The organism is Lentzea sp. NPDC036955, from assembly GCF_055608005.1.
This window is the reverse complement of sequence record NZ_JBVJRC010000001.1, coordinates 463,689-487,925: the sequence shown is the minus strand read 5'-3', so window position 1 is coordinate 487,925 and position 24,237 is coordinate 463,689. Positions and strand designations below refer to the sequence as shown.

Here is a 24,237-nt window from a genome sequence, read left to right as displayed (position 1 = left end):
GCAAGGAGGGGGCGGGCGAGACTGCTGGCCAGGGGCTCAGCGCTTGCACACCATCAGCACCGCGACCTTGTTCGGCATCATGACCTCGTCCTTGACGACGAACCCGCCGGCCTCGAACGAGCGGATGGCACGCGTGTTGCTGATGTCCGGCTCCATCACGATGCGCGTGCAGTGCGGATCGGCCTCGAACAACGCATCGGCCAGGTGGGGGAGCAACGCGCGCACGAGCCCGCGGTCGGTCATCGCGAGCTCTCCCACCGCCAGCCGCAACCCGAGGTCGTGCGGCCGCACCGGGTAGCAGCTGCCCACCACGTCCCGCGCCGCGCGGTAGACCTCCGCGTAGATCACCGGCCGTCCGTGCCACCCGACCAGCACGGGCCGCACGTCGTCCCCGGCGAGCTGCCCGCGCAGCTCCTCCTCCCACCCCGGCAACGACCACGCCTTGCGCCAGTAGGCCGCCACGTGCGGCGCCTGGTGCCAGCGGTGCACGAGGTGCAGGTCGTACCCGTCGGGCCGGACGAGCCGCACCTCCCAGGGCGCGCTCAGCCCGGGAACCGGCGGCGCGCCCGCCGTGGCCTGCCGCCGGTACGAGTCGAGGTGGGACACCGGCTTCACAGGGCCTCCAGCGATAACCAACTAAGGGTTGCCTTACTTCATCCGCGCAGGGTCGCCGTGTCAAGCCCTGTGTGACCGCAATTTCACAGGCAGTGACGGCGCGCGTCAATGTGGTCCCAGCATCTCATTTGGGTCGAACCGACCGTGGACGCCGCGCCGCTCCTGCCCGCGGTCCGCCTCGCCCGCCCCTTCTCCCCGCCACCCCATGAAGATCAACAAAAGGTGCCGCCCGATCAGGTGTCGGACCCACCCGGTAATCTCCTCGCCAACCAAGCCAAACGCCGGTCACCAGGAGGATCCGTGTCGCCAGGGCAGATCGCAGCGCTGGTCGCCGCCGGTGCGTTCGTGCTGCTCGTGCTCGTGCTGGCGATCGTGGCGGTCAAGGCAGCGCGGTTCTTCGACGAGGCCACGGTCGCGATGCGCAAGGCGCACGAGAACACCGACCCGTTGTTCACCGAGGCCAACACGACGTTGACGCACGTGAACACGCAGCTGGAGCGGGTCGACGGGATCACGGCCAACGCCCGCGCGGTCACCGGCAACGTCTCGGCGCTCACCAGCCTGTTCACCGCCACGCTGGGCGGTCCGCTGGTCAAGGCCGCCGCGCTGTCCTACGGCGTGAGCAAGGCCGTCAAGGCGCGCCGCCGGGCCGCCGAGCAGCCGAACAAGCACACCAAGCGCCGCCTGAAGCGAGGTGCGAGGTGAGCCGCCTCTTCTGGTTCGGGCTGGGTGCCGCGGCCGGGCTCTTCGCCGCGAAGAAGGCCGCCGAGGTCACAAAGCAGGCGACTCCCGCTGGTATCGGGGCTAACGTGGGTGAAGGCCTGCGCGAGCTCGCCGGCGCCATCGGGTCCTTCGGGGCCGAGGTGCGGGCGGGCATGGCCGAACGGGAGCAGGAGTTGCAGGAGACCGTGGAGCGGCAGACGGGGTTCACGCCGGGGCGTCGAGCGCCCAGGGCGAACGGGAAGCACTGACCGTTCGCCTCCGAAGCGCGCCCTGACCACTCCCCGCGACACACCGAGGAACTCCCGTGCAGACCCACGAGATCATCAAGCGTTTCCGCGAGCACTTCGAACGCAACGGGCACAAGTACATCCCGTCGTCCTCGCTGCTGCTCGACGACCCGAACCTGCTGTTCGTCAACGCCGGCATGGTGCCGTTCAAGCCGTACTTCCTCGGCGAGGCCCCACCGCCCGCCTCGCGGATGACGAGCATCCAGAAGTGCGTGCGCACGCCGGACATCGACGAGGTCGGCAAGACCACGCGCCACCTGACGTTCTTCCAGATGGCCGGCAACTTCTCGATCGCCGACTACTTCAAGGAAGAGGCCATCCGCCTCGCCTGGACCCTCGTCACCGGCTCGGTCGACGAGGGCGGCTACGGCTTCGACCCCGAGCGCATCTGGGTCACGGTCTACCAGGACGACGACGAGGCCATCGAGCTGTGGCAGAAGATCGCCGGCCTGCCGACCGAGCGCATCCAGCGCCGTGACGGCAAGGACAACTACTGGGACATGGGCGTGCCCGGTCCCGGCGGCCCCTGCTCGGAGATCTACTTCGACCGCGGTCCCGAGTACGGGCAGGAGGGCGGGCCCGTCGTCGACGAGGACCGCTACCTGGAGATCTGGAACCTGGTCTTCATGCAGGACGTCCGCGGCGAGCTGAGCCCCAAGGAGGGCCACAAGCCGGTCGGGTCGCTGCCGAACAAGAACATCGACACCGGCATGGGCGTCGAGCGCGTCGCCTACCTGCTGCAGGGCGTCGACAACGTCTACGAGACCGACCTCGTGCGCGCCGTCATCAACAAGGCCGAGGAGCTGTCGGGCCGCAAATACGGTGCCAACGAGGTCGACGACGTGCGCTTCCGCGTCATCGCCGACCACGCCCGCAGCGGTGTGCTGCTGGTCGGCGACGGCGTCACGCCCGGCAACGAGGCCCGCGGCTACGTGCTGCGCCGCCTGCTGCGCCGCATCATCCGCAGCAGCCGGCTCCTCGGCGTCACGGAGCCGGTGCTGCAGCAGTACGCCGAGGTCGTCCGCGACTCGATGGGCCCGGCCTACCCCGAGCTGGTCAGCGGGTTCGCCCGCATCCAGCAGGTGGTGAAGGCCGAGGAGGACACGTTCCTGCGCACCCTCGACGCCGGCTCGCGGATCTTCGAGAACGCCGCCGCCGAGGTGAAGTCCGACGGCCGCGCCACGCTGCCCGGCGACCGCGCCTTCCAGCTGCACGACACGTACGGTTTCCCGATCGACCTCACCCTGGAGATGGCCGCCGAGGCCGGCCTGTCCGTGGACGAGGACGGGTTCCGCAAGCTGATGGCCGAGCAGCGCGCCCGCGCCAAGGCCGACGCCGCCGGCAAGAAGACCGGCCACGGCGACCAGACGGTGTACCGCGAGCTGCTGGAACAGGGCCCGACCGAGTTCACCGGTTACTCCGAGCTGGCCTCCGAGGCCACGCTGCGCGGCATCGTCCTCAACGGCCAGCGGGTCAAGAGCGCCAAGGAGGGCGACATCGTCGAGGTCGTCCTCGACCGCACGCCGCTCTACGCCGAGTCCGGTGGCCAGGAGTCCGACGCCGGCACGATCGTCACCGGCAACGCCGAGCTCGAGGTGCTCGACGTGCAGAAGGTCGCCCGCAAGCTGTGGGTGCACCAGGTGCGCGTCGTGAACGGCGAGGTCAGCGAGGGCGAGCACGTCGAGGCCCGCGTCGACCCGGAGTGGCGCGTCGGCGCCCGCCAGGGCCACTCGGGCACGCACGTCGTGCACGCCGCCCTGCGCCAGGTGCTCGGCCCGTCGGCCCTGCAGAGCGGTTCGTACAACAAGCCCGGCTACCTGCGCCTGGACTTCGCCTGGACCGGTGGCCTGTCCGCCGAGGCCCGCAGCGAGATCGAGGAGGTCTCGAACCTCGCCGTGCGCAAGGACCTGCCCGTCGCCGTGGTCTACACCGACATGCAGGGCGCCCAGGACATGGGTGCCGTGGCCCTGTTCGGCGAGACCTACGACGAGACGGTCCGCGTCGTCGAGATCGGCGGCCCCTGGTCGCGCGAGCTGTGCGGTGGCACCCACGTCGAGCACTCGTCGCAGATCGGCCCGATCACCCTGCTGGGCGAGTCCTCGGTCGGGTCCGGCGTGCGCCGCCTGGAGGCCTACGTCGGCATCGAGGCCATGCGGTTCCTGGCCAAGGAACGCGCCATCGTGCAGAACCTCGCCGACATGCTGAAGGTCGGCTCCGACGGCCTGCCCGAGCGGATCGAGTCCCTGGTCGAGCGGCTGAAGACCGCCGAGAAGGAGCTCGAGAAGGTGCGCGCCGCCCAGCTGCTCGGCAACGCCGGGTCGCTGGCCGACAAGGCCCTCGACGTGCGCGGGCTGTCGCTGGTGGCCCTCGGCCTGGAGGGCGTGTCGGGCAACGACCTGCGCACCCTCGGTGGCGAGGTCCGCAACCGGCTGGGCGCCAAGCCCGGTGTGGTGGCCCTGTTCTCGGTCGACGGCGACAAGGTCAGCTTCGTGGTGGCCACGACGGCCGCCGCCCGTGACCTGGGCCTGGCCGCCGGCAAGCTCGTCCCGGTGTTCGGCCCGGCCATCGCCGCCCGCGGTGGCGGCAAGCCGGACCTCGCCCAGGGCGGCGGCACGAACCCGGCCGGCGTCCAGGAGGCCATCGCGGCCCTCACCGGCGAACTGGACAAGGTGCTTGAGCAGCGCTGACGTCGTCGGCGTCGACGATCCGGGCCTGGGTCGCAGGCTCGGCGTCGACGTCGGATCGGTTCGCGTGGGAGTGTCCCTGAGCGATCCGGGTGCGTTCCTGGCGACTCCGCTGGTCACCCTGCAGCGGGACGAGAAGCGCGGCTCCGACCTCACGGAGCTCGTACGTCTCGTGGCCGAGCATGACGTGGTCGAGGTCGTGGTCGGCCTGCCGAAGACCCTCGCCGGTCGGCACGGTCCGGCAGCCGAAGCGGCGACCGCGTACGCTGCCGCCTTGGCCGCGCGCGTGGCCCCGGTGCCGGTCCGGTTGAGCGACGAACGGCTGACGACCGTCGTGGTGAGCCGGGTGCTGGCGCAGCGCGGTGTGAAGGGCAAGAAGCAGCGTGCCGTGGTCGACCAGGCCGCCGCGGTCGAGATCCTGCAGTCTTGGCTGGACGCACGGGCACGAGCGGTATCCGCCCGAAAGGATGAGGCGTGAGCGACGATCTCGGGTTGTTCGATCGCGACGTCGACGAACGACGTGCCGCGAAGAGGGACAACAGCGCGGCCCGCAAGGTGAAGAAGCGCAAGAAGACCGTGCTGTGGCTGGTCGTCGCGCTGATCCTCGCCGTGGGCATGGGCGGTGCCTACTACGGCTACAGGGAGCTGCGCGGCATCGGCTCGTTCGAGGACTACCCCGGCGCGGGTGAGGCCGACGCCATCGTCGAGGTGAAGGACGGTGACGTGGTGAGCGTCATCGCCACGAGCCTCTACGAGGGCGGCGTCGTCGCCTCGCCGCGCGCGTTCACCGAGGCCAGCAAGAACGACGCCCGCGTGACGACCATCCAGCCCGGCTTCTACCTGATGAAGACGAAGATGTCGGGCGCCACCGCGGTCGCGAAGATGATCGACCCGAAGACCCGCGTGCCCGCCGTGCAGATCATCGGCGGCGTGAAGCTCGCGGACATCAAGGTCGGCGACAAGACCGTCAAGGGCATCTTCTCCCAGCTCGCCGACGCGAGCTGCACGGAGAAGGACGGCGTGAAGAAGTGCCTCACGCCCGAGGAGATCCGCGCCGCCGCCGAGACCACCGACCCGGTCGCGCTGGGCGTGCCCGACTGGGCGGTCACCGATGTGAAGCGCGCGGAGCCCGCCTTCCGCCTCGAAGGCCTGATCATGCGCGGCGTCTACCAGGTCAAGCCCGGTTCGTCCGCGGTCGAGCTGATCCGCAGCGTCGTCGTCGCCTCCGCCCAGAAGCTCCAGAGCATCGGCATCCCCGGCGGCACCGTCAACACCGGCTTCCGCCCGTACCAGGTGCTGGTCATGGCCTCCCTGATCGAGAAGGAAGCCATCGAGAAGGACTTCGGCAAGGTGTCGCAGGTGATCTACAACCGGCTGAAGAAGCCGATGCCCCTGCAGTTCGACTCGACGGTCAACTACAAGCTCAACCAGCCGCACATCCGCACGTCGGACTCCGACCGCAACGCCTCGGGCCCGTACAACACCTACGTCACGCCCGGTCTGCCGCCGACCCCGATCGGCTCGCCGAGCGTCGAGGCGGTCCAGGCGGCGATCAAGCCGGAGCCCGGCAACTTCGAGTACTTCGTGAAGTGCGACAAGAACGGTGACTCGTGCTTCTCGGTCACCTACCAGGAGCACCAGGTGAAGGACCAGAAGGCGCGAGCAGAGGGCGTCTACTAGTGCGCAGGGCGGCCGTGATCGGGTCTCCGATCACCCACTCGCTGTCCCCGGTCCTGCACAACGCGGCGTATGCGTTCCTCGGGCTCGACCTGGAGTACGGCCGTGTCGAGTGCGACGAGGCCGGGGTGCCCGCGCTGGTGTCCTCGCTGGGCCCGGAGTGGGTGGGCCTGTCGTGCACGATGCCGACGAAGCGCGCGGCGCTGGCCTTCGCGTCCTCGGTGACCGACCGCGCGGTGGCCGTCGGTGCCGCGAACACGCTGGTGCGCACCGGCTCCGGCTGGCACGCCGACTGCACCGACGTGGACGGTGTCGTGGGAGCGTTGCGGGAGAAGGGTTTCCCCGGCGGCACGCGCGGTGTCGTGCTCGGTGCAGGCGGCACGGCCACGGCCGCGCTGGCGGGCCTGTCCGACCTGGGCGTGCGGTCGGTCTCCCTGGTGGTGCGCGATCCTTCGCGTGCGGGGGAGGCCGTCGCGTGCGCCGCCCGGCTCGGTGTGGCGGTCGACGTGCTGCGGCTGTCCGAAGTGGACCTGGGCGGGCTGGCGGCGGCGTCGGACGTGCTGGTGTCGACGGTGCCGGCCGAGGCGACCGCGGCGCTGGCGGCGGAGCTGGCACAGGCGCCGTTCGTGCTGGACGTGATCTACCACCCGTGGCCGACGCCCGTCGCGGTGGCCGTGGAACGGGCCGGAACGGCGTTGGCGACGGGCCTGGACATGTTGCTGCACCAGGCCTTCGGGCAGGTGGAGCAGTTCACCGGCGAGGTGGCGCCGCGGGACGTGATGCGCAAGGCGCTGGCAGCGGAGCTCGCGGCCCGTTCCTGACCGCTAGCATCGACGGGGTGGACATCCCCGGTCTCGGTCCGGTCACCGCGGACACCGAAGGCTACGGCCTGATCAGCGCACCGGTCGCGGTGCGGGTGCTGGGAACGACGGCGCCGGTGCGGCTCGACGGGTGGTACGAGGACGACCCCGGCAAGGACGAGTGGCACGCGGCCGTCCGCGCCTTCCTCGCACTGGACGAGCGCGCCAGGGACGCGGCGGCAGCGGCGGTGTTCGAGTACTACCGGGAGCGGGCCGAGGCCGTGGCCGAGGAGGACCTGCTGCCGATCGACGAGCCCGCGGACGTCTGGGCGCACGTCGACCTCAGCCGGAGCGTGCCGACCGTGCTGCGCGACGACGAGGACGGGCCGGTGTACGTGTCGATCGAGGCCGAGTGCGCCTGGGAACCGGAGCACGGCCTGCAGCTGGTGTTCCGCGGCGGCACCGAGGTCACCAAGGCCGGTCCGTACGACGGCCACCTGACCTAGGTCCTAGGGGCAGTCGAACCCGCTGGGCAGCCCGTTCACCGACGCCCCGTTCGCGTACGCCGTGCAGAACAGCTGGTAGGCCGCCAGCCTCGTCAACGGCAGCATGTCGGTGGGCAGCAGGATGAGGTTCGAGACGGTCAGCACCGGCTGCGCCGTCTTCGGCACCTCCGTCCGCAGCCCGAGCTTCGCCTCCTCGTCGGTCAGCCCCGCGATCAGCGTCGTGATCGCCGTCGTGTTGTCCACGTGCCCGGTGTGCGACCGCGTGCGCCGCACCAGGTCCGTGCCGTCGGAGGACACGAAGTAGACCGTCATCTCGCGCACGGACACCGTCGGTGCCGCCGGGCCCGGCAGCACCGGCGTCGGCCGCACCCCGCACCCGGCCAGCGTCACCAGGGCAGCCGCAACGTGAAGACCGCGCCACCGGACGGCGCGTTGGCGGCCTCGATCGTGCCGCCGTGCAGGCGCGCGTTCTCCCATGCGATCGCCAATCCCAGCCCGCTGCCCTCGGAACGGGAGCGGGCCGTGTCTGCCTTGTAGAAGCGGTCGAAGATGTGGGGGAGTGCATCCGGTGGGATGCCGGGGCCGCTGTCGGCCACCTCGATCACGCCGGGGCGCACGGACACCGTCACGGGGGCGCTGCCGTGCCTGAGGGCGTTGCCGACGAGGTTGGCCACGACGACGTCGAGCCGACGGCGGTCCACCCGTCCCGTCACGCCGGCGGGCAGCGACGCCTCCACCGACGAGGTCCAGCCCCGTGCGGCCAGGCTGTCGGAGACGGCGGTGCCGATGTCCCACTCGTCGAGCTCCAGCACGTTGCGGCCCTCGTCGAAGCGGGAGATCTCCATCAGGTCGTTGACCAGCCTGGTCAGCTTGCGGGTCTCCGCGGACACCAGCCGCGCCGCGACCGCCGTGTCCTCCGGCAGCGCGTCGGCGTCCTCGTCGAGCACGCCCGTCACGGCGTTCATCGCGGTCAGCGGTGTGCGCAGCTCGTGCGACACGTCCGCCACGAACCGCCGGGACGCCGCCTGGGAAGCCTCCAGCTGTTCGGCTGCCCTGTTGAACGTCCGCGCGAGCTCGGTCAGCTCGTCGGCGCCGCGTTCCTCGACGCGCGTGTCCAGCCGCCCCGCGCCCAGGGCCCGTGCCGCCGCGCCCAGCCGCCGCACCGGCCGCAGCACCCCCTGGGCGGTCAGCAGGGCCAGGCCGAGCGCCAGCGGCAGCACCAGGGCCACGCCGAGCCACGCCGCCTGGGCGAAGCTGTCGATCGCGCGTGCCGGGCCGCCCAGCGAGCTGTACGCCCACACCTCGACCCCCGTGGGTTCGCCGGACGGTTGCAGCAGCGGGATGCCGATCACCACGTACGGGTCGGCGCGGTCCGTCCGCCGTTGCCACTGCACGGTCCTGCTGGTCTTGAGCGTCTCGCGCAGCTCGGCGGGCACGAAGTCCAGCGCGCTCCCGGACCGCGACCGCATCCCCTGGTACACGACCACGGAGGAGCTGCGCAGGTACGTCGCCATGTCGTCGAGGTCCTGCTGGGTCGGCGGCACGGCCACGCGGGGCGCGTAGTCGCGGACCTCCTCGACCAGCGGGTTCATGAACCCGTCCTGCGCGTCCGAGAGCAGCAGGCTGCGGGCGTTGGCGTACGACAACCCGGCGGCGGCGACCGCACCCAGCAGCGTCAGCAGTGCGAACGCGGCCATCAAGCGCGGTTTGAGGCCGCGGAGGAACTTCACGCGCACGACGTCAACGAGGGCCGAAGCGGTAGCCGAAGCCGCGGACGGTGTGGATGTAGGCGGGCTCGGAGGGCACGTCCTCGATCTTGGCCCTGACCCGCTGCACGCACGCGTCGACCAGCCGCGAGTCACCGAGGTAGTCGTGCTCCCAGACGGCTTCGAGGATCTGCTGGCGGGTCAGCACCCGGCCGGGCGTGCGGGACAGCTCCAGCACCAGCTTCAGCTCGGTGGGCGTCAGCGCGACCTTCACGTCGTCCTTGCGCACCTCCAGGCCTGCCCGATCGATCACCAGCGAGCCGTGCCGTTCGGCGTTGGCCGGCTCGGAGACCGTCCGCCGCAGCACCGCCCGGATCCGCGCCTCCAGCACCCGCGGCTCGACCGGTTTCACGACGTAGTCGTCCGCACCCGCCTCCAGGCCCGCGACCACGTCGAAGTCGTCGCCGCGCGCGGTGAGCACGATGATCGGGACCTCGGCCTGGCCGCGCATCCGGCGGCACGTCTCGAAGCCGTCGATGCCCGGCAGCATGATGTCGAGGACCACGATGTCGGGGCGGGTCTCGCGGAGCCGTTCCACGCCCTCCTCGCCCGTAACGGCCGCGCGGACGTCGTGTCCCTGGCGGCGCAGCGCCAAACCGAGCCCTTCGCGCACCGCGGGGTCGTCCTCGACCAGCAAGACCATCGCCACGGACGCCATTATCCGCGGGTCAGGGGGTTCCGCGCCGCTTCTGTAGCGCAACCATGACATTGCGGGGACGTTCCCATCGCCCGGCCTGCGCAGCATCGGACGCATGGCCGGAAGTTTGCTGGGATTCCTCATCACGTACTTCGCGCTCGTGTGGACGTCGTCCGGGCAGAAGGCGGAGAACGCGGCGTTGCCCGAACTGTCGCTGCAGCGGTCGTGGGCGTCCGACGTGGACATCGCGATCGTCGTGGCCGCCGTGCTCGTGGTGCTCGTCGCCCGCAGGAGGTCGTTCCCGCCGCTGCTCGTGCTGGGCGGGTCGGTGCTGCTGGCGCAGGTGCTGAAGCTGCACGTGCTGGTCAGGCCGCCGCTGGACGACGAGGCGGTGCTGGTGCACAACAGCTTCCCGAGCGGGCACACGACGGCGGCGGTGGCGGCGGTGGTCGCGGTCGTGCTCGCGGTGCCGAAGAGGTTCGCGCTGCTCGTGGCGGTGCCGGGAGCGCTGGGCGCGGGAGCGGTGGCCGCGGAGACGGTGTCGCTGGGCTGGCACCGGTTCAGCGACACGCTCGGTGCGACGCTGCTGGTCACGACCCTGGGCTTCCTGGTGCTGCGCAGGTGGACCGCGGGACTGCTCGTGCCGCCCGCCGTCGCCGCGGGCGGGGCCTGGCTGCTGGTGGCGACGGCGGCCACGCCCTCGACGCTCTCGGGCGTGGTCACCGCGCTCGTGGTGCTGCACTTCGGATGGGCCGTGAGCGGCCTGCCGGTGCTGCCGGCAGACCGCTCACGGCCCGGGTCCTCCGACCTGGCCGACGCGGCCGGCTCAGTCGTCGTGGTCGGTGGCGATCAGCTCCGCGATGGCGTCCAGAGCAGCGTCCGCTCCGTCCCCCTCGGCGCTGAGCACCACCTCGTCACCGTGCATGGCGCCGAGGGTCATGAGTCCCAGCACACTCGCCGCTTCCACGGCTTCGCCGCCGTCCTTGCGGATGGTGACCGGCACCGGCTGGTCGGCGGCGGCCTTCGCCAGCAGGGCGGCCGGTCGGGCGTGCAGTCCGACCTTGCTGGCCACGGTGACCCGTCGCTCGGCCATGATGGTTCCTCCCGGTAGAGCTGGTTGTCCTGGTTACTGCTCGCGCTGGGCGCGCTTCTCGCGCACCGCCGTGCTCTCCCGCGCCGCCGCGTTCTCCCGCGCCGCCGCACTCTCGCGCACCGCCGCGTTCTCGCGCACCGCGGTGTCGCCGCTGCCGCCGACGACGCTCTCGTCGGCCTCCGGCGACTCGTCATCATCGCGTCCCGGCGTCTTCAGGTTCCACTTGGTGATGACCCACCGGAACAGGAAGTAGTAGATCGCCGCGTACACGAGACCGATCGGGATGATCAGCAACGGCCTCGTCGCGATGTTGAAGTTGAGCAGGTAGTCGATCGCACCGGCGGAGAAGCCGAAGCCGTCCTTCACACCCAGCGCGTTGGTGATCGCGAGCGAGGTGCCCGTGAGGACCGCGTGGATGACGTACAGCGGCCAGGCGACGAACATGAACGCGAACTCGAGCGGCTCGGTGACACCCGTGATGAACGAGGTGAGGGCCGCGGAGCCCATGATGCCGGCGATGATCTTCTTCTGCGACGGCCGTGCGGTGTGGATGATCGCCAGCGCCGCGGCGGGGAGCGCGAACATGAAGATCGGGAAGAAGCCGGACATGAACGTGCCCGCGGTCGGGTCACCGGCGAAGAACCGCTGGATGTCACCGGTCTTGGTGGCGTCGCCGACCTTGTACTCGCCGAAGACCTGCCACACGAACGTGTTCGGGATGTGGTGCAGGCCCAGCGGGATCAGCAGGCGGTTGACCGTGCCGTAGATGCCGGCACCGACGATCGTGCTGCCGGAGACGAACTCGCCGATGGCGAGCAAGCCCTTGTTGAACCACGGGTAGATGAGGCCCATGACGACCGCGACCGGGATCATGACGCCCGCGACGATGATCGGCACGAACCGGCGGCCACCGAAGAACGCGAGGTACGGGGGCAGCTTGATGCGGTGGTACTTCTGCCACAGCACGGCGGAGATCAGACCGACCACGATGCCGGTCAGCACCGAGTAGTTGATCTGCTGCTGCTTGGCGGGGTCTGCCGCGACCTCCAGCACCAACGGCGACATCGCCTTGAAGACGGCCTGGGTGACCACGAAGCCGACGACGGCGGCGAGCGCGGTCGAACCGTCACCACGACGGGCGAACCCGATGGCGACACCCACCGCGAACAGCAGCGGCAGGTTGGCGAACAGGGCGTCGCCCGCGTTGCCGATCACGGCGGCGACCTGGTTCCAGCCCAGACCGTCCTTGCCGAGCAGGTCGGGCTGGCCGAGACGCAGGAGAAGTGCGGCGGCGGGCAGCGAGGCGATCGGCAGCATGAGGCTGCGACCGAACCGTTGCACACCCGCCAGGCCCTTGATCCCGCGACCGCCGGTCGCCTCTGGGGCGCTGGCGCTCATGTGGTACCTCCCTTGGCGGAGTTCGGTCCGGAACCCGGGACGGTCCGGTCCAGTTGCATGGTCACCTGGTAGAGATCGCCCCGGTACCAGGACGTCACGTCTTCGGTCGGCCGGCCCTGCGAGCTGGCGACCCTGCGGAACACGAGCAGCGGGCTGCCCTTGCGGACCTCGAGCGCCTTCGCGGTGTCCCCGTCGGCGGTCTCGGCCCACACGGTCTGCCGCGCGTGGTCGAGCTGGACCCCGTAGCGGGCCGCGATGATCTCGTAGAGCGACCCGGACAGGTCGCACCGGTCGAGCTCGGGCAGCACGTGCGGGCTGTACCAGCCGCGTTCGAGCGCCAGCGGCGCCCCGTCGGCCCTGCGGAGCCGGACGATCCGGTAGGCGGTCTCGTCGGCGTCGAGCCCGAGCGCCGCCTTGCCACCGGGCACGCCCTCACCGCAGCTGATGACCTCGGTGCTCGGCTCCAGCCCGCGCGTGACCATGTCCGAGGTGAACGAGGTCAGGTGCAGCTGCAGGTCGTAGCGCCGCTGAGCGGTGAACGTGCCGCGCCCCTTCGCCCGCGTGAGCAGGCCTTCCGCGACCAGCTGCCCCACCGCGGCCCGCACCGTGATGCGGGAGACCCCGAACCGGTCGGCGAGGTCGCGCTCGGACGGGATGGGCGAGCCCGGCGCGAGGTCGTGCTCGGCGAGGCGACGCAGGATCTCGCGCAGCTGTGCGTGCTTGGGCTTGGGCCCGTCCACGATCTCGTGCACCCGCTCACCTCCTCGCTAGTGGTACTTTCCGGTCTAGACCAGTTGGTGCGGGAGAATGCTCCGCGCACAGAGTTGGTGTCAACCGCTGTTACGGGAACGAGAGGTACGAACGTGGCTGACAACAGGCCGGAAGCGATCCTTGCCGCACTGGGCGGAGCCGACAACATCATCGAGATCGAGCCCTGCATCACCCGGCTCCGCTGTGAGGTCAAAGACGGGTCCCTCGTCGACGAGGCGGCCCTGAAGGCCACCGGCGCCCACGGCGTGATCAAGTCCGGCGACGTCGTCCAGGTCATCGTCGGCCCCGAGGCGGACACCATCGCGTCGGACATCGAGGACCTCCTGTGAGCGTCCGCGTCGGCAGCCCCGTCGCCGGTCGCGTGGTCGCGCTCTCCGCCGTCCCCGACCCGGTCTTCTCGCAGGCGATGGTCGGCCCCGGCGTGGCCGTCGAACCGGTCCGCGGTGTCGCGGACGTCGTGTCACCCCTCGACGGCACCGTCGTGACGCTGCACCCGCACGCGTTCGTGGTCGCCGGTGCGGACGGTGCCGCGGTGCTGGTGCACCTCGGGATCGACACCGTCAAGCGCAAGGGCGAGGGCTTCGAGCTGCACGTCGTCAAGGGCGAGCAGGTGCGGGCCGGCCAGCGGATCGTGACGTGGAACCCGGCGGAGGTCGAGGCCGCCGGGTTCGCGCCGATCTGCCCGGTCATCGCGCTGGACGCGGCGGCGGAAGCGCTGGGCGACCCGGCGGTGGACGTCGACGTGGTGGAGAACGACACCCTGTTCGACTGGTCCCGCTGACCTCCCCTGCTGTGGGTCACGCGGGGGCCCCGCGTGACCCACAGGGGAACGCGGGGCCCCCGCGTGACCTGAGAACAGGGGTGTGGATGGACCGTTCACGACGGGCGTGATTTGGTGCCGGGTCGTACGAGCAGGACCGTGGACTCATGCCCACGGTCCTGCTCGCGTTCGTCCTCGGGGTGCTGTGGACGGTCGCCGATCTCAGCGACGCGCCGCCCGCCTCGTACGTCCTCGCGGCGTTCGGCGTCGTGCTCGCCGCGGTCGACCTCAGGTGTCAGCGGCTGCCGGACGTGCTGACGGTGCCGCTCGCCGTCGCGTTGCTCGCCCTGCAGTTCCACGGGCTGGGAGCGGCGGCGCTCGGAGCGGTGCTCTTCGGTGGCGCTCATCTCGCGGTGCGGCGGCTGCGCCCGGCGGTGATGGGCGGCGGCGACGTCAAGCTCGCGTTCGGGCTCGGGGCGGCCCTCGGCCCGGCGGGGCTCTTACCTGCGGCGATCCTGGCCTGCGCGATCACGCTCGGGCTCGCGGCGGTGCGCCGCAGCCGGTGGGTGCCGCATGGGCCCGGACTGCTGGCTGCCACCTGGGTGTTGACGACGCTGTGAAAGGATTGTGAACGTGCTGCGCTGGATCACCGCTGGAGAGTCACACGGCCCCGCCCTCGTCGCCGTGCTGGAGGGCATGCCCGCCGGGGTGGAGGTGACCACCGAGGACCTCGTCGCCCAGCTGGGCCGGCGCAGGCTCGGGTTCGGTCGCTCGCCGCGGATGGGGTTCGAGCAGGACGAGGTCGAGATCCTCGGCGGCGTGCGCCACGGCAGGACCCAGGGCGGGCCGATCGCCGTCACCATCGGCAACACCGAGTGGCCCAAGTGGCAGACGGTCATGTCCCCGGACCCCGTCGACCAGAGCCTGCTCAAGCCCACCGGCCGCAACGAGGCCCTGACCCGGCCGCGACCGGGGCACGCTGACCTGCCCGGCATGCAGAAGTTCGGCTTCGACGAGGCCCGGCCGGTGCTGGAGCGGGCGAGCGCGCGGGAGACCGCGGCGCGCACGGCGCTCGGCACGGTGGCGCGGCAGTTCCTGCAGCAGATGCTGGGCGTGCAGGTCCTCAGCCACGTGGTGTCCATCGGCACGGCCGAGACGCCCGCGGACGCGGCGCTGCCGACGCCGGACGACCTGGCGGCGATCGACGAGTCGCCGACGCGGTGCTTCGACCCGCGCGGGACCGAGGCGATGGTGGCCGAGGTCGAGGCCGTCAAGGAGGCCGGTGACACCGTCGGCGGCGTCATCGAGGTGCTCGCGTACGGGTTGCCACCCGGTCTGGGCTCGCACGTGCACTGGGACCGCCGCCTCGACGCGCGGCTCGCCGCCGCGCTGATGGGCGTGCAGGCCATGAAGGGCGTGGAGATCGGCGACGGCTTCACCTCCGCCCGGCGCTGGGGCTCGCAGGCGCACGACGAGATCGACCGCGGCAGCGGACCGGTCGGTGTCACGCGGCGGTCGAACCGGGCCGGTGGCCTCGAAGGCGGCATCACCAACGGCGAGGTCCTGCGGGCGCGCGTGGCCATGAAGCCCATCTCGACCGTCCCGCGTGCACTGTCCACCGTGGACGTGCGGACCGGTGAGCCCGCCGTCGCGATCCACCAGCGCTCGGACGTGTGCGCGGTGCCGCGGGCCGGTGTCGTGCTGGAGTCCGTGATGGCGCTCGTGCTGGCCGAGGCCGCGCTGGAGAAGTTCGGCGGCGACTCGCTCGACGAGACGCGCCGCAACGCGCACGCCTACCTCAAGGCGCTGGAAGCCCGCTGGGAGGGCATGTGAGCCCGAGGTTCGTCGTGGTCGGGCCGCCAGGTGCCGGCAAGACCACGATCAGCGAGCTGCTCGCCGCCCGTCTCGGCCTGCCGTTCCGCGACGTCGACGCCGACATCGTGGCCTCGGCCGGCAAGCCGATCTCGGACATCTTCACCGGCGACGGCGAGCCCGCCTTCCGCGCACTCGAAGAGGAAGCGGTCGCCAAGGCGCTGGCCGAGCACGAGGGCGTGCTGGCGCTGGGCGGGGGAGCGGTGCTGTCCGCCGCGACCCGCGAGCGGCTGCGCGAGCACACCGTCGTGTTCCTGAACGTGGGCATGGCCGAGGGGGTGCGCCGCACCGGGCTGTCGTCCGCGCGGCCGCTGCTGTCCGGCGTGAACCCGCGCGCGACGTTCAAGGCGCTGCTCGACGCGCGCCTGCCGCTGTACCGCGAGGTCGCGACGATCGAGGTGGCCACCGACGCCCTCGACCCGGAGCAGGTGGCCGACGCGGTGATCAAGGGAGTTGGGGAATGACCGAGCCGCTGACCGTCGAGGTCAACGCCGAGAAGCCGTACCTCGTGGTGATCGGCCGCGGTCTGCTGGGCGAGATCGTCCTGCACCTGGAGGGCACCGCCAAGGTCGCGATCGTGCACCAGCCGACCCTGGCCGCCACGGCCGAGGTGCTGGTGGACGAGCTGAAGGCGACCGGCATCGACGCGCACCGCGTCGAGGTGCCCGACGCCGAGGACGGCAAGGACCTCGCCGTCGCCGGCTTCTGCTGGGACGTGCTGGGCAAGATCGGCCTGTCCCGCAACGACGTCGTGGTCGGCCTCGGCGGCGGCGCCGTCACCGACCTCGCGGGCTTCGTCGCCTCCACGTGGATGCGCGGCGTGCGCCTGGTGAACATCCCGACCACCCTGCTGGGCATGGTCGACGCCGCCGTCGGCGGCAAGACCGGCATCAACACCGACGCCGGCAAGAACCTGGTGGGCACGTTCTACGAGCCCGAGGTCGTCTTCGTCGACCTGGCCACCCTGGAGACGTTGCCGCGCAACGAGCTCATCGCGGGCATGGCCGAGATCGTGAAGGGCGGCTTCATCGCCGACCCGGTCATCCTCGACCTGATCGAGGCCGACCCGCAGGCCGCCCTGGACCCCACCGGCGACGTGCTGGCCGAGCTGATCCGCCGCAAGATCCAGATCAAGGCCGACGTCGTCTCCGCGGACCTGCACGAGTCCTCCCTGCGCGAGATCCTGAACTACGGCCACACCCTCGGCCACGCCATCGAACGCCGCGAGCGCTACCGCTGGCGCCACGGCGCCGCCATCAGCGTGGGCCTCGTCTTCGCCGCCGAACTGGCCCGCCTGGCCGGCCGCCTCGACGACGCGACCGCCGACCGCCACCGCGCCGTGCTGCAGTCCCTCGGCCTCCCGACCTCCTACGACCCCGACGCCCTCCCGCAGCTCATGGAGGGCATGAAGGTCGACAAGAAGAACAAGGCCGGCGTCCTGCGCTTCGTCGTCCTCGACGGCCTCGCGAAACCCGGCCGCCTCGAAGGCCCGGACCCGGCCCTGATCGCCGCCGCCTACTCCGCGGTCGCCGCGGAACCGAAGCCCAAGTCCGGCGGAACGGTGCTGCTGTGAAGGTCCTCGTACTCAACGGCCCGAACCTCAACCGCCTGGGCACCCGCGAGCCGCTGATCTACGGCAGCACCACCCACGCCGACCTGGTGGAGATGTGCGAGACCGAGGGCAAGACCCTCGGCCTCGACGTCGAGGTCCGCCAGACCAACCACGAGGGCCAGATGGTCGAGTGGCTCCACGAGGCCGCCGACGCCGCCACCCCGGTCGTCCTCAACGGCGCCGCCTGGACCCACTACTCCATCGCGCTCCGCGACGCCTGCTCCCAGCTCACCGCACCCCTGGTCGAGGTGCACATCTCGAACATCCACCAGCGCGAGGAGTTCCGCCACCACAGCGTGGTCTCGGCGGTGGCGAACGGCGTGATCGCGGGCCTCGGCGTGGAGGGCTACCTGCTGGCCCTGCGCTGGCTGTCGCTCAAGCAGGGGTGACCGCTCACGGCTGGTGCTCCAGGTCGAGCACCACCGCCGTGCCGTCAGGTCCACGCATCAGGTAGGCCACGTAGTTCCCGCTGTGCAGCTGCGGGAGCTGGGGATCGGCCTGCCCGGCGAGGTCGCGGGGCAGCGCGGAGAGGGAGTAGTCGCCCGTCGCGATCACGAGGCCGAACCTGTGGTCGTAGCGGACGTCCACGTTGTCCACGGGATCGGAGTTGCGCACCCACCTGATGTCGTGGCGCGGCGGTGTGCGGGTCGGGCCGGCTGCGCGGGGGCAGGTCACCTCCATCGGCAGGGTCCGCGGGGCCGTGCACAGGTCGAACTTGCGCCCGACGGCGGCGACGACCTGCCCGCGTTCCAGCTCGAACCCGTGCCTGGGCGGGACCGGGGACACGCCCGGCTCGACCGGTCCCACGTCCTCGGCCGTGGTCTCGCGTCCATGCCAGCGCACCTCGGTGACGAAGTCGACGGTCACCACGTCCAGGTCGTCGTGAAACCACAGCGTCATCACGGCGGCGCCGAAGACCTTCAGCACGCCGTCGTGCCAGACGGTCCGCATCCCGTCGCGGGGGTCGCCGACCAGCGTCCACACCACGGTGCCGGTGATCGGTGCGGCAGAGCGTTGCGGGCAGTTCGCCGGCCGGGCCACCACCTCTTCCGCGCACGTCGCGAGCTTGTCCGCGACCAGCGAGAAGACCAGGTCGTCAGCAGCCCAGGGCGGCCGGATGTCCTCTCCCGCGAGGAACGTCGTGTCGGCGGCGGCCTGCCACGCGTACTGCTCCCCGGCGACCAGCAAGATCACCAGCAGCACCTGCGCCCACGCGACCCGCCTCCGGCGCGGCCGGCGCACACCGATGAAGATGTCCCCGCCGACATCGCGAACCTGCAAGACCACGCCGTTGTCGCGGACATCGCCCGTGACGTCGTTGCGCATGTGTCCACATGATCCCGGAAGGACCACCGATGCTGCACCACGTCGAGCTCTGGGTCCCTGACCTGGCCCGCGCCGAGTCCACGATCGGGTGGCTCCTCCAGCAGCTCGGCTGGACCGAGCACCAACGCTGGTCAGCGGGCGTGAGCTGGAAACTCGGCCGCACCTACGTGGTCACCGAGCAGTCCCCGGCCCTCACCGGGCCACACGATCGGATGAAAGCCGGCCTCAACCACCTGGCCCTGCACGCGGGCGACAGGGCGAACGTCGACCGCCTCACCGAGGAAGCCCGGCACCACGGCTGGCACCTCCTGTTCGAGGACCGGCACCCCCACGCCGGCGGCCCCGGCCACTACGCGGCGTTCCTCGAAAACACGGACGGCTTCGAGGTCGAGCTAGTCGCTGACTGAGGACCGCCGCGCCAGCACCCCGCCCAGCAGCATCCCGAGCCCGGCCGGCGCCAGGATCAGCAGCGCCGTGAAGGCGGCGCCACCCGTCAGCGCCACCCACAGCGCCTCCTGCCCGGTCTGGTCGACCAGCACCGCCGACCCGATCACGCCCAGGGCACCGGCGAACGGCCCGGCGACCAGTGCCGCGATGAACCACTGCATGCCGGGTGAAGGGAGCTCGCGCAGCGCGTCGACCGCGCCCCACAGGACCGCCGCGACGATCAGGAGACCGAGGGCGATCGGGCCCACCGCCGTCGCCTCGGGGCTGCGGACCGCGACGGCGGCGACGCCGGTCTGCACGGCTCCGTGCAGCAGACCCATCCACAACGCACGGGCGATCCAAGGACGCATGCGGACAGCTTAGGACTGGCCGTACGCTGCGAGGCATGTCGTCCTACGCCGCTCGCCGAACCGCACTGCGCCGACAGCTCCAGGACGCGGAGCTGGACGCGCTCCTCGTGACGAACCTGCTCAACGTCCGCTACCTGACGGGGTTCACCGGGTCGAACGCCGCCCTCCTGGTCGACGCGAGCGGCGACGACAAGACCGTCTTCTGCACCGATGGGCGTTATCTCACGCAGTCGGCGAAGCAGGTGCCGGACCTGGAGCGGTCGACCGAACGGCCGTGCGACCTCGCGCTCGCGAAGCGGGCGAAGGGCAGGCTCGGGTTCGAGAGCCACCACGTCACGGTCGACGGGCTGGACGGGCTCGCGCAGGCGGCGGAGAAGGCGGAGCTCGTCAAGGCGGGCGGGCTGGTCGAGAAGCTGCGGCTGGTCAAGGACGACGCCGAGGTCGAGGCGCTGCGGATGGCGTGCGCGGCGGCGGACCGGGCGCTGGCGGCGTTGATCGGGCACGGCGGGCTGCGGGCCGGGCGGACCGAGCGCGACGTCGCGCGTGAGCTGGAGAGCCGCATGCTCGACCACGGTGCGGAGGGGCCGTCGTTCTCGTCGATCGTGGCGTTCGGCGCGAACTCGGCGGTGCCGCACCACTCGCCGACGGACGCGACGCTGCACGTGGGCGACTTCATCAAGCTCGACTTCGGCGCGCTCGTCGACGGCTACCACTCGGACATGACCCGCACCCTGGTGCTCGGCAAGCCCGCCGACTGGCAGCGCGACCTGTACGACCTGGTCGCGCGCTCGCAGGCGGCCGGGCGCACCGCGCTCAAGCCGGGTGCGGAGGTCAGCGAGGTCGACCACGCGTCGCGGGAGGTCATCGAGAAGGCCGGGCACGGGGAGGACTTCCTGCACGGCCTCGGGCACGGCGTCGGGCTGGAGATCCACGAGGCACCGGCGTTGTCGAAGGTGGGTGCCGGTACACTTTCGGCCGGTATGGCGGTCACCGTCGAGCCTGGCGTCTACTTGCCGGGGAAGGGCGGGGTCCGCATCGAGGACACCCTCGTGGTGCGCGAAAGCGGACCGGAGCTCCTCACCCTGACCACGAAGGAACTCGTGGTCGTCTGACGCCCAGCCCAACACAGGAGAAATCCCACCGTGGCCACCACGAACGACCTGAAGAACGGCCTGGTGCTGAACCTCGACGGCCAGCTCTGGACCGTCACCGCGTTCCAGCACGTCAAGCCCGGCAAGGGTGGCGCCTTCGTGCGCACGACCCTCAAGCACGTGCTGACCGGGAAGGTCGTCGACAAGACCTTCAACGCGGGCACGAAGGTCGACACGGCCACCGTGGACAAGCGCGGCATGACCTACCTGTACAAGGAGGGCACCGACTTCATCTTCATGGACGGTGACACCTACGACCAGATCCCGGTCCCGGCTGAGACGGTGGGCGACGCCGCCGACTTCCTGCTGGAGAACCAGGAGGCGGTCGTGGCCGTCCACGAGGGCGTGCCGCTGTTCATCGAGCTCCCGACCTCGGTCGAGCTCGTCATCGAGCACACCGACCCCGGCCTGCAGGGCGACCGCTCCACCGGCGGCACCAAGCCCGCTCGCCTGGAGACCGGCGCCGAGATCCAGGTCCCGCTGTTCGTCACGACCGGCGAGAAGATCAAGGTCGACACCCGCGACGGCCGCTACCTCGGCCGCATCAGCGACAAGTCCTGATGGGTGCTCGGAGCAAGGCCCGCAAGCGCGCGGTCGACTTCCTCTACGAAGCCGACCTGCTGGGCACCGACCCGGTGACGCTGCTGGCCGAACGCGTCGGCTCACCGGACGTCCCCCCGGTCAACGACTACACGGTCACGCTCGTCGAGGGCGTCACCGCCCACCGGACGCGCATCGACGACCTGATCTCGGAACACGCCGAGGGCTGGACGCTGCAGCGCATGCCCGCCGTCGACCGCGCGGTGCTGCGGATCGGCCTGTACGAGCTGCTGTGGGCGGCCGACGTGCCGGACGCGGTGGCGATCGACGAGGCCGTCGAGCTCGCCAAGGGCCTGTCCACCGACGACTCGCCGCGGTTCGTGAACGGTGTGCTCGGCCGGATCGCGGTCATCGCCGACCAGTTGCGCGCGGTTCTCTAGGACTCGCAGTCGTGCGAACGGCCGTCCTCCCGAGGACGGCCGTTCATTTCCACCCGAACGAGCCAGTTTCGTGGCCGGAAAACACGCCATAGCGTCCCCGGCATGGCTTACAGCACCACTTCCACCGCGTACAGCAGGGACCTCGGTGACGAGCTGCGCCGGCTGCGCGAGTCCTCGACGAAGCTGAACGCCGCCGCGTTCGCCGTGCGCCTCGGCTGGGACCCCAGCAAGGTGTCCACCATCGAGCACGGCAAGTCGCGGCCCAGCGAGATCGACCTGGTCCAGTTCCTCACGCTGTGCCGCAAGGACGTCGACTTCTACGAGGACTTCAAACGGCGCTATCGCACGGCCTTCGACGAGTACATCGTGCAAGTGCCGGAGAACCTGCGCACGGTCGCGATGGCGGAGGCGATGGCCACCGCGATCACCACCTATGACCTGCTGACGGTTCCGGGGCTTCTGCAGACCGAGGCCTACTCCGAGCACCTGTACCGGGCGACCGGGATCGCGACCGAGCAGCAGATCGCCGGGCTCGTGCAGGTGCGACAGGACAGGCAGACGGTCCTGCGCCGCCACGATCGGCCGACTTGCATGTTCTACATCCATGAATTGGCGTTGAAGCAGCAGGTCGGCGACGACCAGGTCATGGAGGACCAGTACCTGCAGCTCCTCTTCAACGCGCAGCTGATCCGGATCGTGCCGGAGGAGGTGCTGGCCAACTCGGCGGGGCTCTGGCTGTTCGAGTTCGAGAAGGCCACGCCGCTCGCCTACAACGAGACCGATCTCGCGCAGCTGTTCGTCCAGGACCCGGCTGCCATCGCCCGGACCAGGCTCACCTTCCACCGCCTGGGAAAGGTTGCCTTGGATGCGGAACAATCGCGGAGCAAGCTGGCGGAGTACGTCAGCCGACCGCGAGGGGACTTCGATGGCTCAGGACCGCTCCTGGCGTAAGAGCACCTACAGCAACGGCACGCCGGAGGGGGCGTGCGTGGAGGTCTCGTTCGCCCACGACGCGCGCATACGCGACTCGAAGAACGTCGCCGACGAGGTGCTGGCGTTCAGCACCTCGGCCTGGCGCGCGTTCGTGGCGGCCGTCTCGTCATGAGCTGCGGCGCGCCCACCCGCGCCGCTCGCCCTCGTCGATCATGTGCTTCCCCGCGTCCCACAGCGCCGTCGACGCCTCACCGATGACCGCCTTGCGCGCCCGGACGTCGTCCGCCGTGACGCCGGGGGTGCGCCAGGTGCCGCCCCGCGCCATCCAGTTCAGCAACAGGGGTTGGAGTCGGTCCATGGCCTTCGCGAACCGGGCCTCCGGGGTCGCCCGCGCCTCGAACTCGTCCCACAACGCCCGCAGCGCCGTGCCCGTGTCCGCCGGCAGCAGGCCGAACAGGCGGTCGGCGGCGGCCTCCTCGCGTTCGACCTGGGTGGTGCCCGCCGCCGTGTCGTAGAGCGGGGTGTCGCCCGCGTAGACCTCGACGAGGTCGTGCACCACCACGAGCTTGATCGTGTGCCCGACGTCGATCGGCTCGTCGGCGTACTCGGCGAGCACCAACACCATGAGCGCGAGGTGCCAGGAGTGCTCGGCGTCGTTCTCGCGCCGGTCCGCCGCGGCGAGCGGGGAGGCGCGCAGCACCGTCTTCAGCCGGTCCACCTCGACGAGGAACGTGAGGTGGTCGCGCAGCCGGGCGTCGAGGCCTTCCGGCAGCGGCGTGCGGTCGGTGAGGAGGTCTGCGTCAGCGGCGGTCACCGGACCAGCATGTCATCGGCCGGGACGGGCCCCGCCGGGAGGATCTTCCGGACTACGCTCGGGGGACCGGCCACAGGGGGAAGTCGTGATCGCGCAGTTCGAGCAGGAGCGCGCCCGGCTGCGGGCCGTCGCCCACCGGGTGCTGGGGTCGTTCGCCGAGGCCGACGACGCGGTGCAGGAGGCGTGGCTGCGCGTGCAGCGGGCCGACACCGCCGAGGTCGAGAACCCGCGGGGCTGGCTCACCACGGTCGTCGCCCGCGTGTGCCTGAACATGCTGCGGGACCGCCGCGAGCACGCGCACGAGATGCCGGACCCGGTGGTCGACGCCGCCGAGGGGCCGGAGCAGCGGGCGGTCGCGAAGGACCAGGTCGGGCTCGCGATGCTGATCGTGCTGGACACCCTCAAGCCCGACGAACGGCTCGCGTTCGTGCTGCACGACATGTTCGCGGTGCCGTTCGACGACATCGCGCCGTTGATCGGCAAGACGCCCGCCGCCACGCGGCAGCTGGCGAGCAGGGCGCGCAAGCGCGTGCAGGGCAAGCCGCGGCCCGACGTCGACGTGCCCAGGCAGCGCGAGGTCGTGAACGCGTTCCTGCGGGCGTCGTCGGAGGGGGACCTCGAAGGCCTGATCGCGGTGCTGCACCCCGAGGTCACGCTGCGGGCCGGCCGTCTCGACGTGGTCGGCGCGCGTGCCGTGGCGGGACGGGCGAGCGCGTTCCGCAGGCTCGCGGCCACCGCGCGAATCCGCGAGGTGCTCATCGGCGGCGAGGCCGGCTTCGCGACGTGGGTGGACGGCGAGCTGTTCTCGCTCATGGCCTTCACGGTCCAGAACGACCGGATCGTCGCGATCCACGTCATCCAGGACCGCGCGCAGCTCGCCGCGCTGGTGCCCCCGGCGTGATCACGCACCGGAGACGGAACCGGGTGCCGTTGTCACCCGAACGAGTGATGGAGTAACAGCAGTGGCTCCCGCGCCGTCCTGAGGGCGACCAGCAGGACGGCACGGGAGCCACTGTGCGTGAAGACCTGGGGGTG

At 71.0% G+C, this 24,237-nt stretch carries 30 protein-coding genes and 2 pseudogenes; 22 read left to right on the top strand and 10 right to left on the bottom strand.

All coding sequences use genetic code 11. The features are described from left to right. Positions 1 to 36: 36 nt before the first annotated feature. Positions 37 to 615: a GNAT family N-acetyltransferase gene (locus ACZ7CF_RS02385; RefSeq protein WP_360386986.1), complete on the bottom strand. Its 579-nt coding sequence runs from the start codon at positions 613 to 615 to the stop codon at positions 37 to 39. 300 nt (positions 616 to 915) lie between these two features. On the opposite strand from ACZ7CF_RS02385, the gene ACZ7CF_RS02380 reads away from it, so the two are divergent. From ACZ7CF_RS02380 to ACZ7CF_RS02350, 7 genes are read left to right on the top strand one after another with little or no spacing between them, the layout of a single operon-like run. Continuing rightward, the gene (locus tag ACZ7CF_RS02380) at positions 916 to 1,320 is read left to right on the top strand and encodes a DUF948 domain-containing protein (RefSeq protein ID WP_360386989.1); all 405 of its coding nucleotides are present in this window, start codon (positions 916 to 918) and stop codon (positions 1,318 to 1,320) included. Next, a complete protein-coding gene (locus ACZ7CF_RS02375) occupies positions 1,317 to 1,586 on the top strand; it encodes a hypothetical protein (RefSeq protein WP_166046713.1) in 270 nt (89 codons plus the stop codon). The genes ACZ7CF_RS02380 and ACZ7CF_RS02375 overlap by 4 nt, the downstream gene beginning before the upstream one ends. Before the next feature lie 56 nt (positions 1,587 to 1,642). Further along, positions 1,643 to 4,312: an alanine--tRNA ligase gene (alaS, locus tag ACZ7CF_RS02370; protein ID WP_360386992.1), complete on the top strand. Its 2,670-nt coding sequence runs from the start codon at positions 1,643 to 1,645 to the stop codon at positions 4,310 to 4,312. Beyond that, positions 4,299 to 4,787 carry a Holliday junction resolvase RuvX gene (gene ruvX, locus ACZ7CF_RS02365; protein WP_360386995.1) on the top strand — a complete coding sequence of 163 codons (489 nt, stop codon included), beginning with the start codon at positions 4,299 to 4,301 and terminating at the stop codon, positions 4,785 to 4,787. The genes alaS and ruvX overlap by 14 nt, the downstream gene beginning before the upstream one ends. After that, positions 4,784 to 5,989: an endolytic transglycosylase MltG gene (gene mltG, locus ACZ7CF_RS02360; RefSeq protein WP_470368611.1), complete on the top strand. Its 1,206-nt coding sequence runs from the start codon at positions 4,784 to 4,786 to the stop codon at positions 5,987 to 5,989. Before ruvX ends, mltG begins: the two co-directional genes overlap by 4 nt. Beyond that, positions 5,989 to 6,807, top strand: coding sequence for a shikimate dehydrogenase (locus ACZ7CF_RS02355; protein ID WP_470368610.1), 819 nt, complete (start codon positions 5,989 to 5,991; stop codon positions 6,805 to 6,807). Before mltG ends, ACZ7CF_RS02355 begins: the two co-directional genes overlap by 1 nt. Positions 6,808 to 6,824: 17 nt before the next feature. Continuing rightward, positions 6,825 to 7,292 (top strand): DUF6985 domain-containing protein, encoded by a 468-nt coding sequence (locus tag ACZ7CF_RS02350; RefSeq protein ID WP_458433355.1) that lies wholly within the window; start codon positions 6,825 to 6,827, stop codon positions 7,290 to 7,292. A 3-nt stretch (positions 7,293 to 7,295) separates the two neighbouring features. On the opposite strand, the gene ACZ7CF_RS02345 is transcribed toward ACZ7CF_RS02350, so the two are convergent. Genes ACZ7CF_RS02345 through ACZ7CF_RS02335 form a run of 3 tightly spaced genes read right to left on the bottom strand, consistent with a single transcriptional unit; the run spans position 7,296 to position 9,707 of the window. After that, complete coding sequence (locus ACZ7CF_RS02345; RefSeq protein ID WP_360387007.1) at positions 7,296 to 7,682, bottom strand: hypothetical protein; 387 nt, start codon at positions 7,680 to 7,682, stop codon at positions 7,296 to 7,298. After that, positions 7,679 to 9,022: a sensor histidine kinase gene (locus tag ACZ7CF_RS02340; RefSeq protein ID WP_470368609.1), complete on the bottom strand. Its 1,344-nt coding sequence runs from the start codon at positions 9,020 to 9,022 to the stop codon at positions 7,679 to 7,681. The genes ACZ7CF_RS02345 and ACZ7CF_RS02340 overlap by 4 nt, the downstream gene beginning before the upstream one ends. 10 nt (positions 9,023 to 9,032) lie before the next feature. Continuing rightward, entirely contained in the window at positions 9,033 to 9,707 is a 675-nt protein-coding gene (locus ACZ7CF_RS02335) for a response regulator transcription factor (protein ID WP_458433353.1), read from the bottom strand. A gap of 103 nt (positions 9,708 to 9,810) precedes the next feature. Here ACZ7CF_RS02335 and ACZ7CF_RS02330 point away from each other — a divergent pair. Further along, positions 9,811 to 10,302 (top strand): annotated as a pseudogene (locus ACZ7CF_RS02330) (phosphatase PAP2 family protein); the annotation flags it as partial. Between the two features lie 219 nt (positions 10,303 to 10,521). Here the strand turns inward: ACZ7CF_RS02330 and ACZ7CF_RS02325 are convergent. The 3 genes from ACZ7CF_RS02325 to ACZ7CF_RS02315 are packed head-to-tail and all read right to left on the bottom strand — an operon-like array spanning position 10,522 to position 12,938. Further along, positions 10,522 to 10,788 (bottom strand): HPr family phosphocarrier protein, encoded by a 267-nt coding sequence (locus ACZ7CF_RS02325; protein ID WP_360388343.1) that lies wholly within the window; start codon positions 10,786 to 10,788, stop codon positions 10,522 to 10,524. 33 nt (positions 10,789 to 10,821) lie between these two features. Beyond that, a complete protein-coding gene (locus tag ACZ7CF_RS02320) occupies positions 10,822 to 12,186 on the bottom strand; it encodes a PTS transporter subunit EIIC (protein WP_458433352.1) in 1,365 nt (454 codons plus the stop codon). After that, complete coding sequence (locus ACZ7CF_RS02315) at positions 12,183 to 12,938, bottom strand: GntR family transcriptional regulator (protein ID WP_470368608.1); 756 nt, start codon at positions 12,936 to 12,938, stop codon at positions 12,183 to 12,185. The genes ACZ7CF_RS02320 and ACZ7CF_RS02315 overlap by 4 nt, the downstream gene beginning before the upstream one ends. A 111-nt stretch (positions 12,939 to 13,049) precedes the next feature. Here ACZ7CF_RS02315 and ACZ7CF_RS02310 point away from each other — a divergent pair, with 111 nt between their 5' ends. The 7 genes and pseudogenes from ACZ7CF_RS02310 to aroQ all read left to right on the top strand — a co-directional run bounded on the left by ACZ7CF_RS02310 (position 13,050) and on the right by aroQ (position 17,590). Further along, the gene (locus tag ACZ7CF_RS02310) at positions 13,050 to 13,286 is read left to right on the top strand and encodes a PTS sugar transporter subunit IIB (protein WP_360387022.1); all 237 of its coding nucleotides are present in this window, start codon (positions 13,050 to 13,052) and stop codon (positions 13,284 to 13,286) included. After that, positions 13,283 to 13,738: a PTS sugar transporter subunit IIA gene (locus ACZ7CF_RS02305; RefSeq protein WP_470368607.1), complete on the top strand. Its 456-nt coding sequence runs from the start codon at positions 13,283 to 13,285 to the stop codon at positions 13,736 to 13,738. Before ACZ7CF_RS02310 ends, ACZ7CF_RS02305 begins: the two co-directional genes overlap by 4 nt. A 146-nt stretch (positions 13,739 to 13,884) precedes the next feature. Further along, on the top strand, positions 13,885 to 14,337 hold the full coding sequence (locus tag ACZ7CF_RS02300; protein ID WP_470368606.1) for a prepilin peptidase: 453 nt from the start codon (positions 13,885 to 13,887) through the stop codon (positions 14,335 to 14,337). A gap of 13 nt (positions 14,338 to 14,350) precedes the next feature. After that, positions 14,351 to 15,550, top strand: a complete 1,200-nt coding sequence (aroC, locus tag ACZ7CF_RS02295; protein ID WP_470368605.1) for a chorismate synthase — start codon at positions 14,351 to 14,353, stop codon at positions 15,548 to 15,550. After that, positions 15,547 to 16,072 (top strand): annotated as a pseudogene (locus tag ACZ7CF_RS02290) (shikimate kinase); the annotation flags it as partial. The gene aroC and the pseudogene ACZ7CF_RS02290, both read left to right, overlap by 4 nt. 25 nt (positions 16,073 to 16,097) lie before the next feature. Next, positions 16,098 to 17,162: a 3-dehydroquinate synthase gene (gene aroB, locus ACZ7CF_RS02285; RefSeq protein WP_470368886.1), complete on the top strand. Its 1,065-nt coding sequence runs from the start codon at positions 16,098 to 16,100 to the stop codon at positions 17,160 to 17,162. Then, the gene (gene aroQ / locus ACZ7CF_RS02280; RefSeq protein ID WP_360387040.1) at positions 17,159 to 17,590 is read left to right on the top strand and encodes a type II 3-dehydroquinate dehydratase; all 432 of its coding nucleotides are present in this window, start codon (positions 17,159 to 17,161) and stop codon (positions 17,588 to 17,590) included. Before aroB ends, aroQ begins: the two co-directional genes overlap by 4 nt. A 4-nt stretch (positions 17,591 to 17,594) precedes the next feature. On the opposite strand, the gene ACZ7CF_RS02275 is transcribed toward aroQ, so the two are convergent. Next, positions 17,595 to 18,527, bottom strand: coding sequence for a hypothetical protein (locus tag ACZ7CF_RS02275; RefSeq protein WP_470368604.1), 933 nt, complete (start codon positions 18,525 to 18,527; stop codon positions 17,595 to 17,597). Between the two features lie 29 nt (positions 18,528 to 18,556). Between ACZ7CF_RS02275 and ACZ7CF_RS02270 the strand changes: the two genes are divergently transcribed. Further along, on the top strand, positions 18,557 to 18,934 hold the full coding sequence (locus ACZ7CF_RS02270) for a VOC family protein (RefSeq protein ID WP_470368603.1): 378 nt from the start codon (positions 18,557 to 18,559) through the stop codon (positions 18,932 to 18,934). Here ACZ7CF_RS02270 and ACZ7CF_RS02265 read toward each other — a convergent pair. Beyond that, on the bottom strand, positions 18,920 to 19,324 hold the full coding sequence (locus ACZ7CF_RS02265; RefSeq protein WP_458433346.1) for a B-4DMT family transporter: 405 nt from the start codon (positions 19,322 to 19,324) through the stop codon (positions 18,920 to 18,922). The two genes, ACZ7CF_RS02270 and ACZ7CF_RS02265, sit on opposite strands and share 15 nt — an antisense overlap. Before the next feature lie 35 nt (positions 19,325 to 19,359). On the opposite strand from ACZ7CF_RS02265, the gene ACZ7CF_RS02260 reads away from it, so the two are divergent. The 5 genes from ACZ7CF_RS02260 (at position 19,360) to ACZ7CF_RS02240 (ending at position 22,560) form a co-directional block, all read left to right on the top strand. Further along, on the top strand, positions 19,360 to 20,436 hold the full coding sequence (locus ACZ7CF_RS02260; RefSeq protein ID WP_470368602.1) for a M24 family metallopeptidase: 1,077 nt from the start codon (positions 19,360 to 19,362) through the stop codon (positions 20,434 to 20,436). A gap of 30 nt (positions 20,437 to 20,466) precedes the next feature. After that, positions 20,467 to 21,036: an elongation factor P gene (efp, locus tag ACZ7CF_RS02255; protein ID WP_360387052.1), complete on the top strand. Its 570-nt coding sequence runs from the start codon at positions 20,467 to 20,469 to the stop codon at positions 21,034 to 21,036. Continuing rightward, entirely contained in the window at positions 21,036 to 21,455 is a 420-nt protein-coding gene (gene nusB / locus ACZ7CF_RS02250) for a transcription antitermination factor NusB (RefSeq protein ID WP_360387054.1), read from the top strand. Before efp ends, nusB begins: the two co-directional genes overlap by 1 nt. A gap of 102 nt (positions 21,456 to 21,557) precedes the next feature. Continuing rightward, entirely contained in the window at positions 21,558 to 22,406 is an 849-nt protein-coding gene (locus ACZ7CF_RS02245) for a helix-turn-helix domain-containing protein (protein WP_360387056.1), read from the top strand. Further along, entirely contained in the window at positions 22,381 to 22,560 is a 180-nt protein-coding gene (locus tag ACZ7CF_RS02240) for a DUF397 domain-containing protein (RefSeq protein ID WP_470368601.1), read from the top strand. Before ACZ7CF_RS02245 ends, ACZ7CF_RS02240 begins: the two co-directional genes overlap by 26 nt. Here the strand turns inward: ACZ7CF_RS02240 and ACZ7CF_RS02235 are convergent. Beyond that, positions 22,555 to 23,202 carry an HD domain-containing protein gene (locus ACZ7CF_RS02235; RefSeq protein WP_360387061.1) on the bottom strand — a complete coding sequence of 216 codons (648 nt, stop codon included), beginning with the start codon at positions 23,200 to 23,202 and terminating at the stop codon, positions 22,555 to 22,557. The two genes, ACZ7CF_RS02240 and ACZ7CF_RS02235, sit on opposite strands and share 6 nt — an antisense overlap. An 85-nt stretch (positions 23,203 to 23,287) precedes the next feature. Here ACZ7CF_RS02235 and ACZ7CF_RS02230 point away from each other — a divergent pair, with 85 nt between their 5' ends. Next, positions 23,288 to 24,103 (top strand): sigma-70 family RNA polymerase sigma factor, encoded by an 816-nt coding sequence (locus tag ACZ7CF_RS02230; protein WP_470368600.1) that lies wholly within the window; start codon positions 23,288 to 23,290, stop codon positions 24,101 to 24,103. The last annotated feature ends 134 nt before the right edge of the window (positions 24,104 to 24,237 follow it).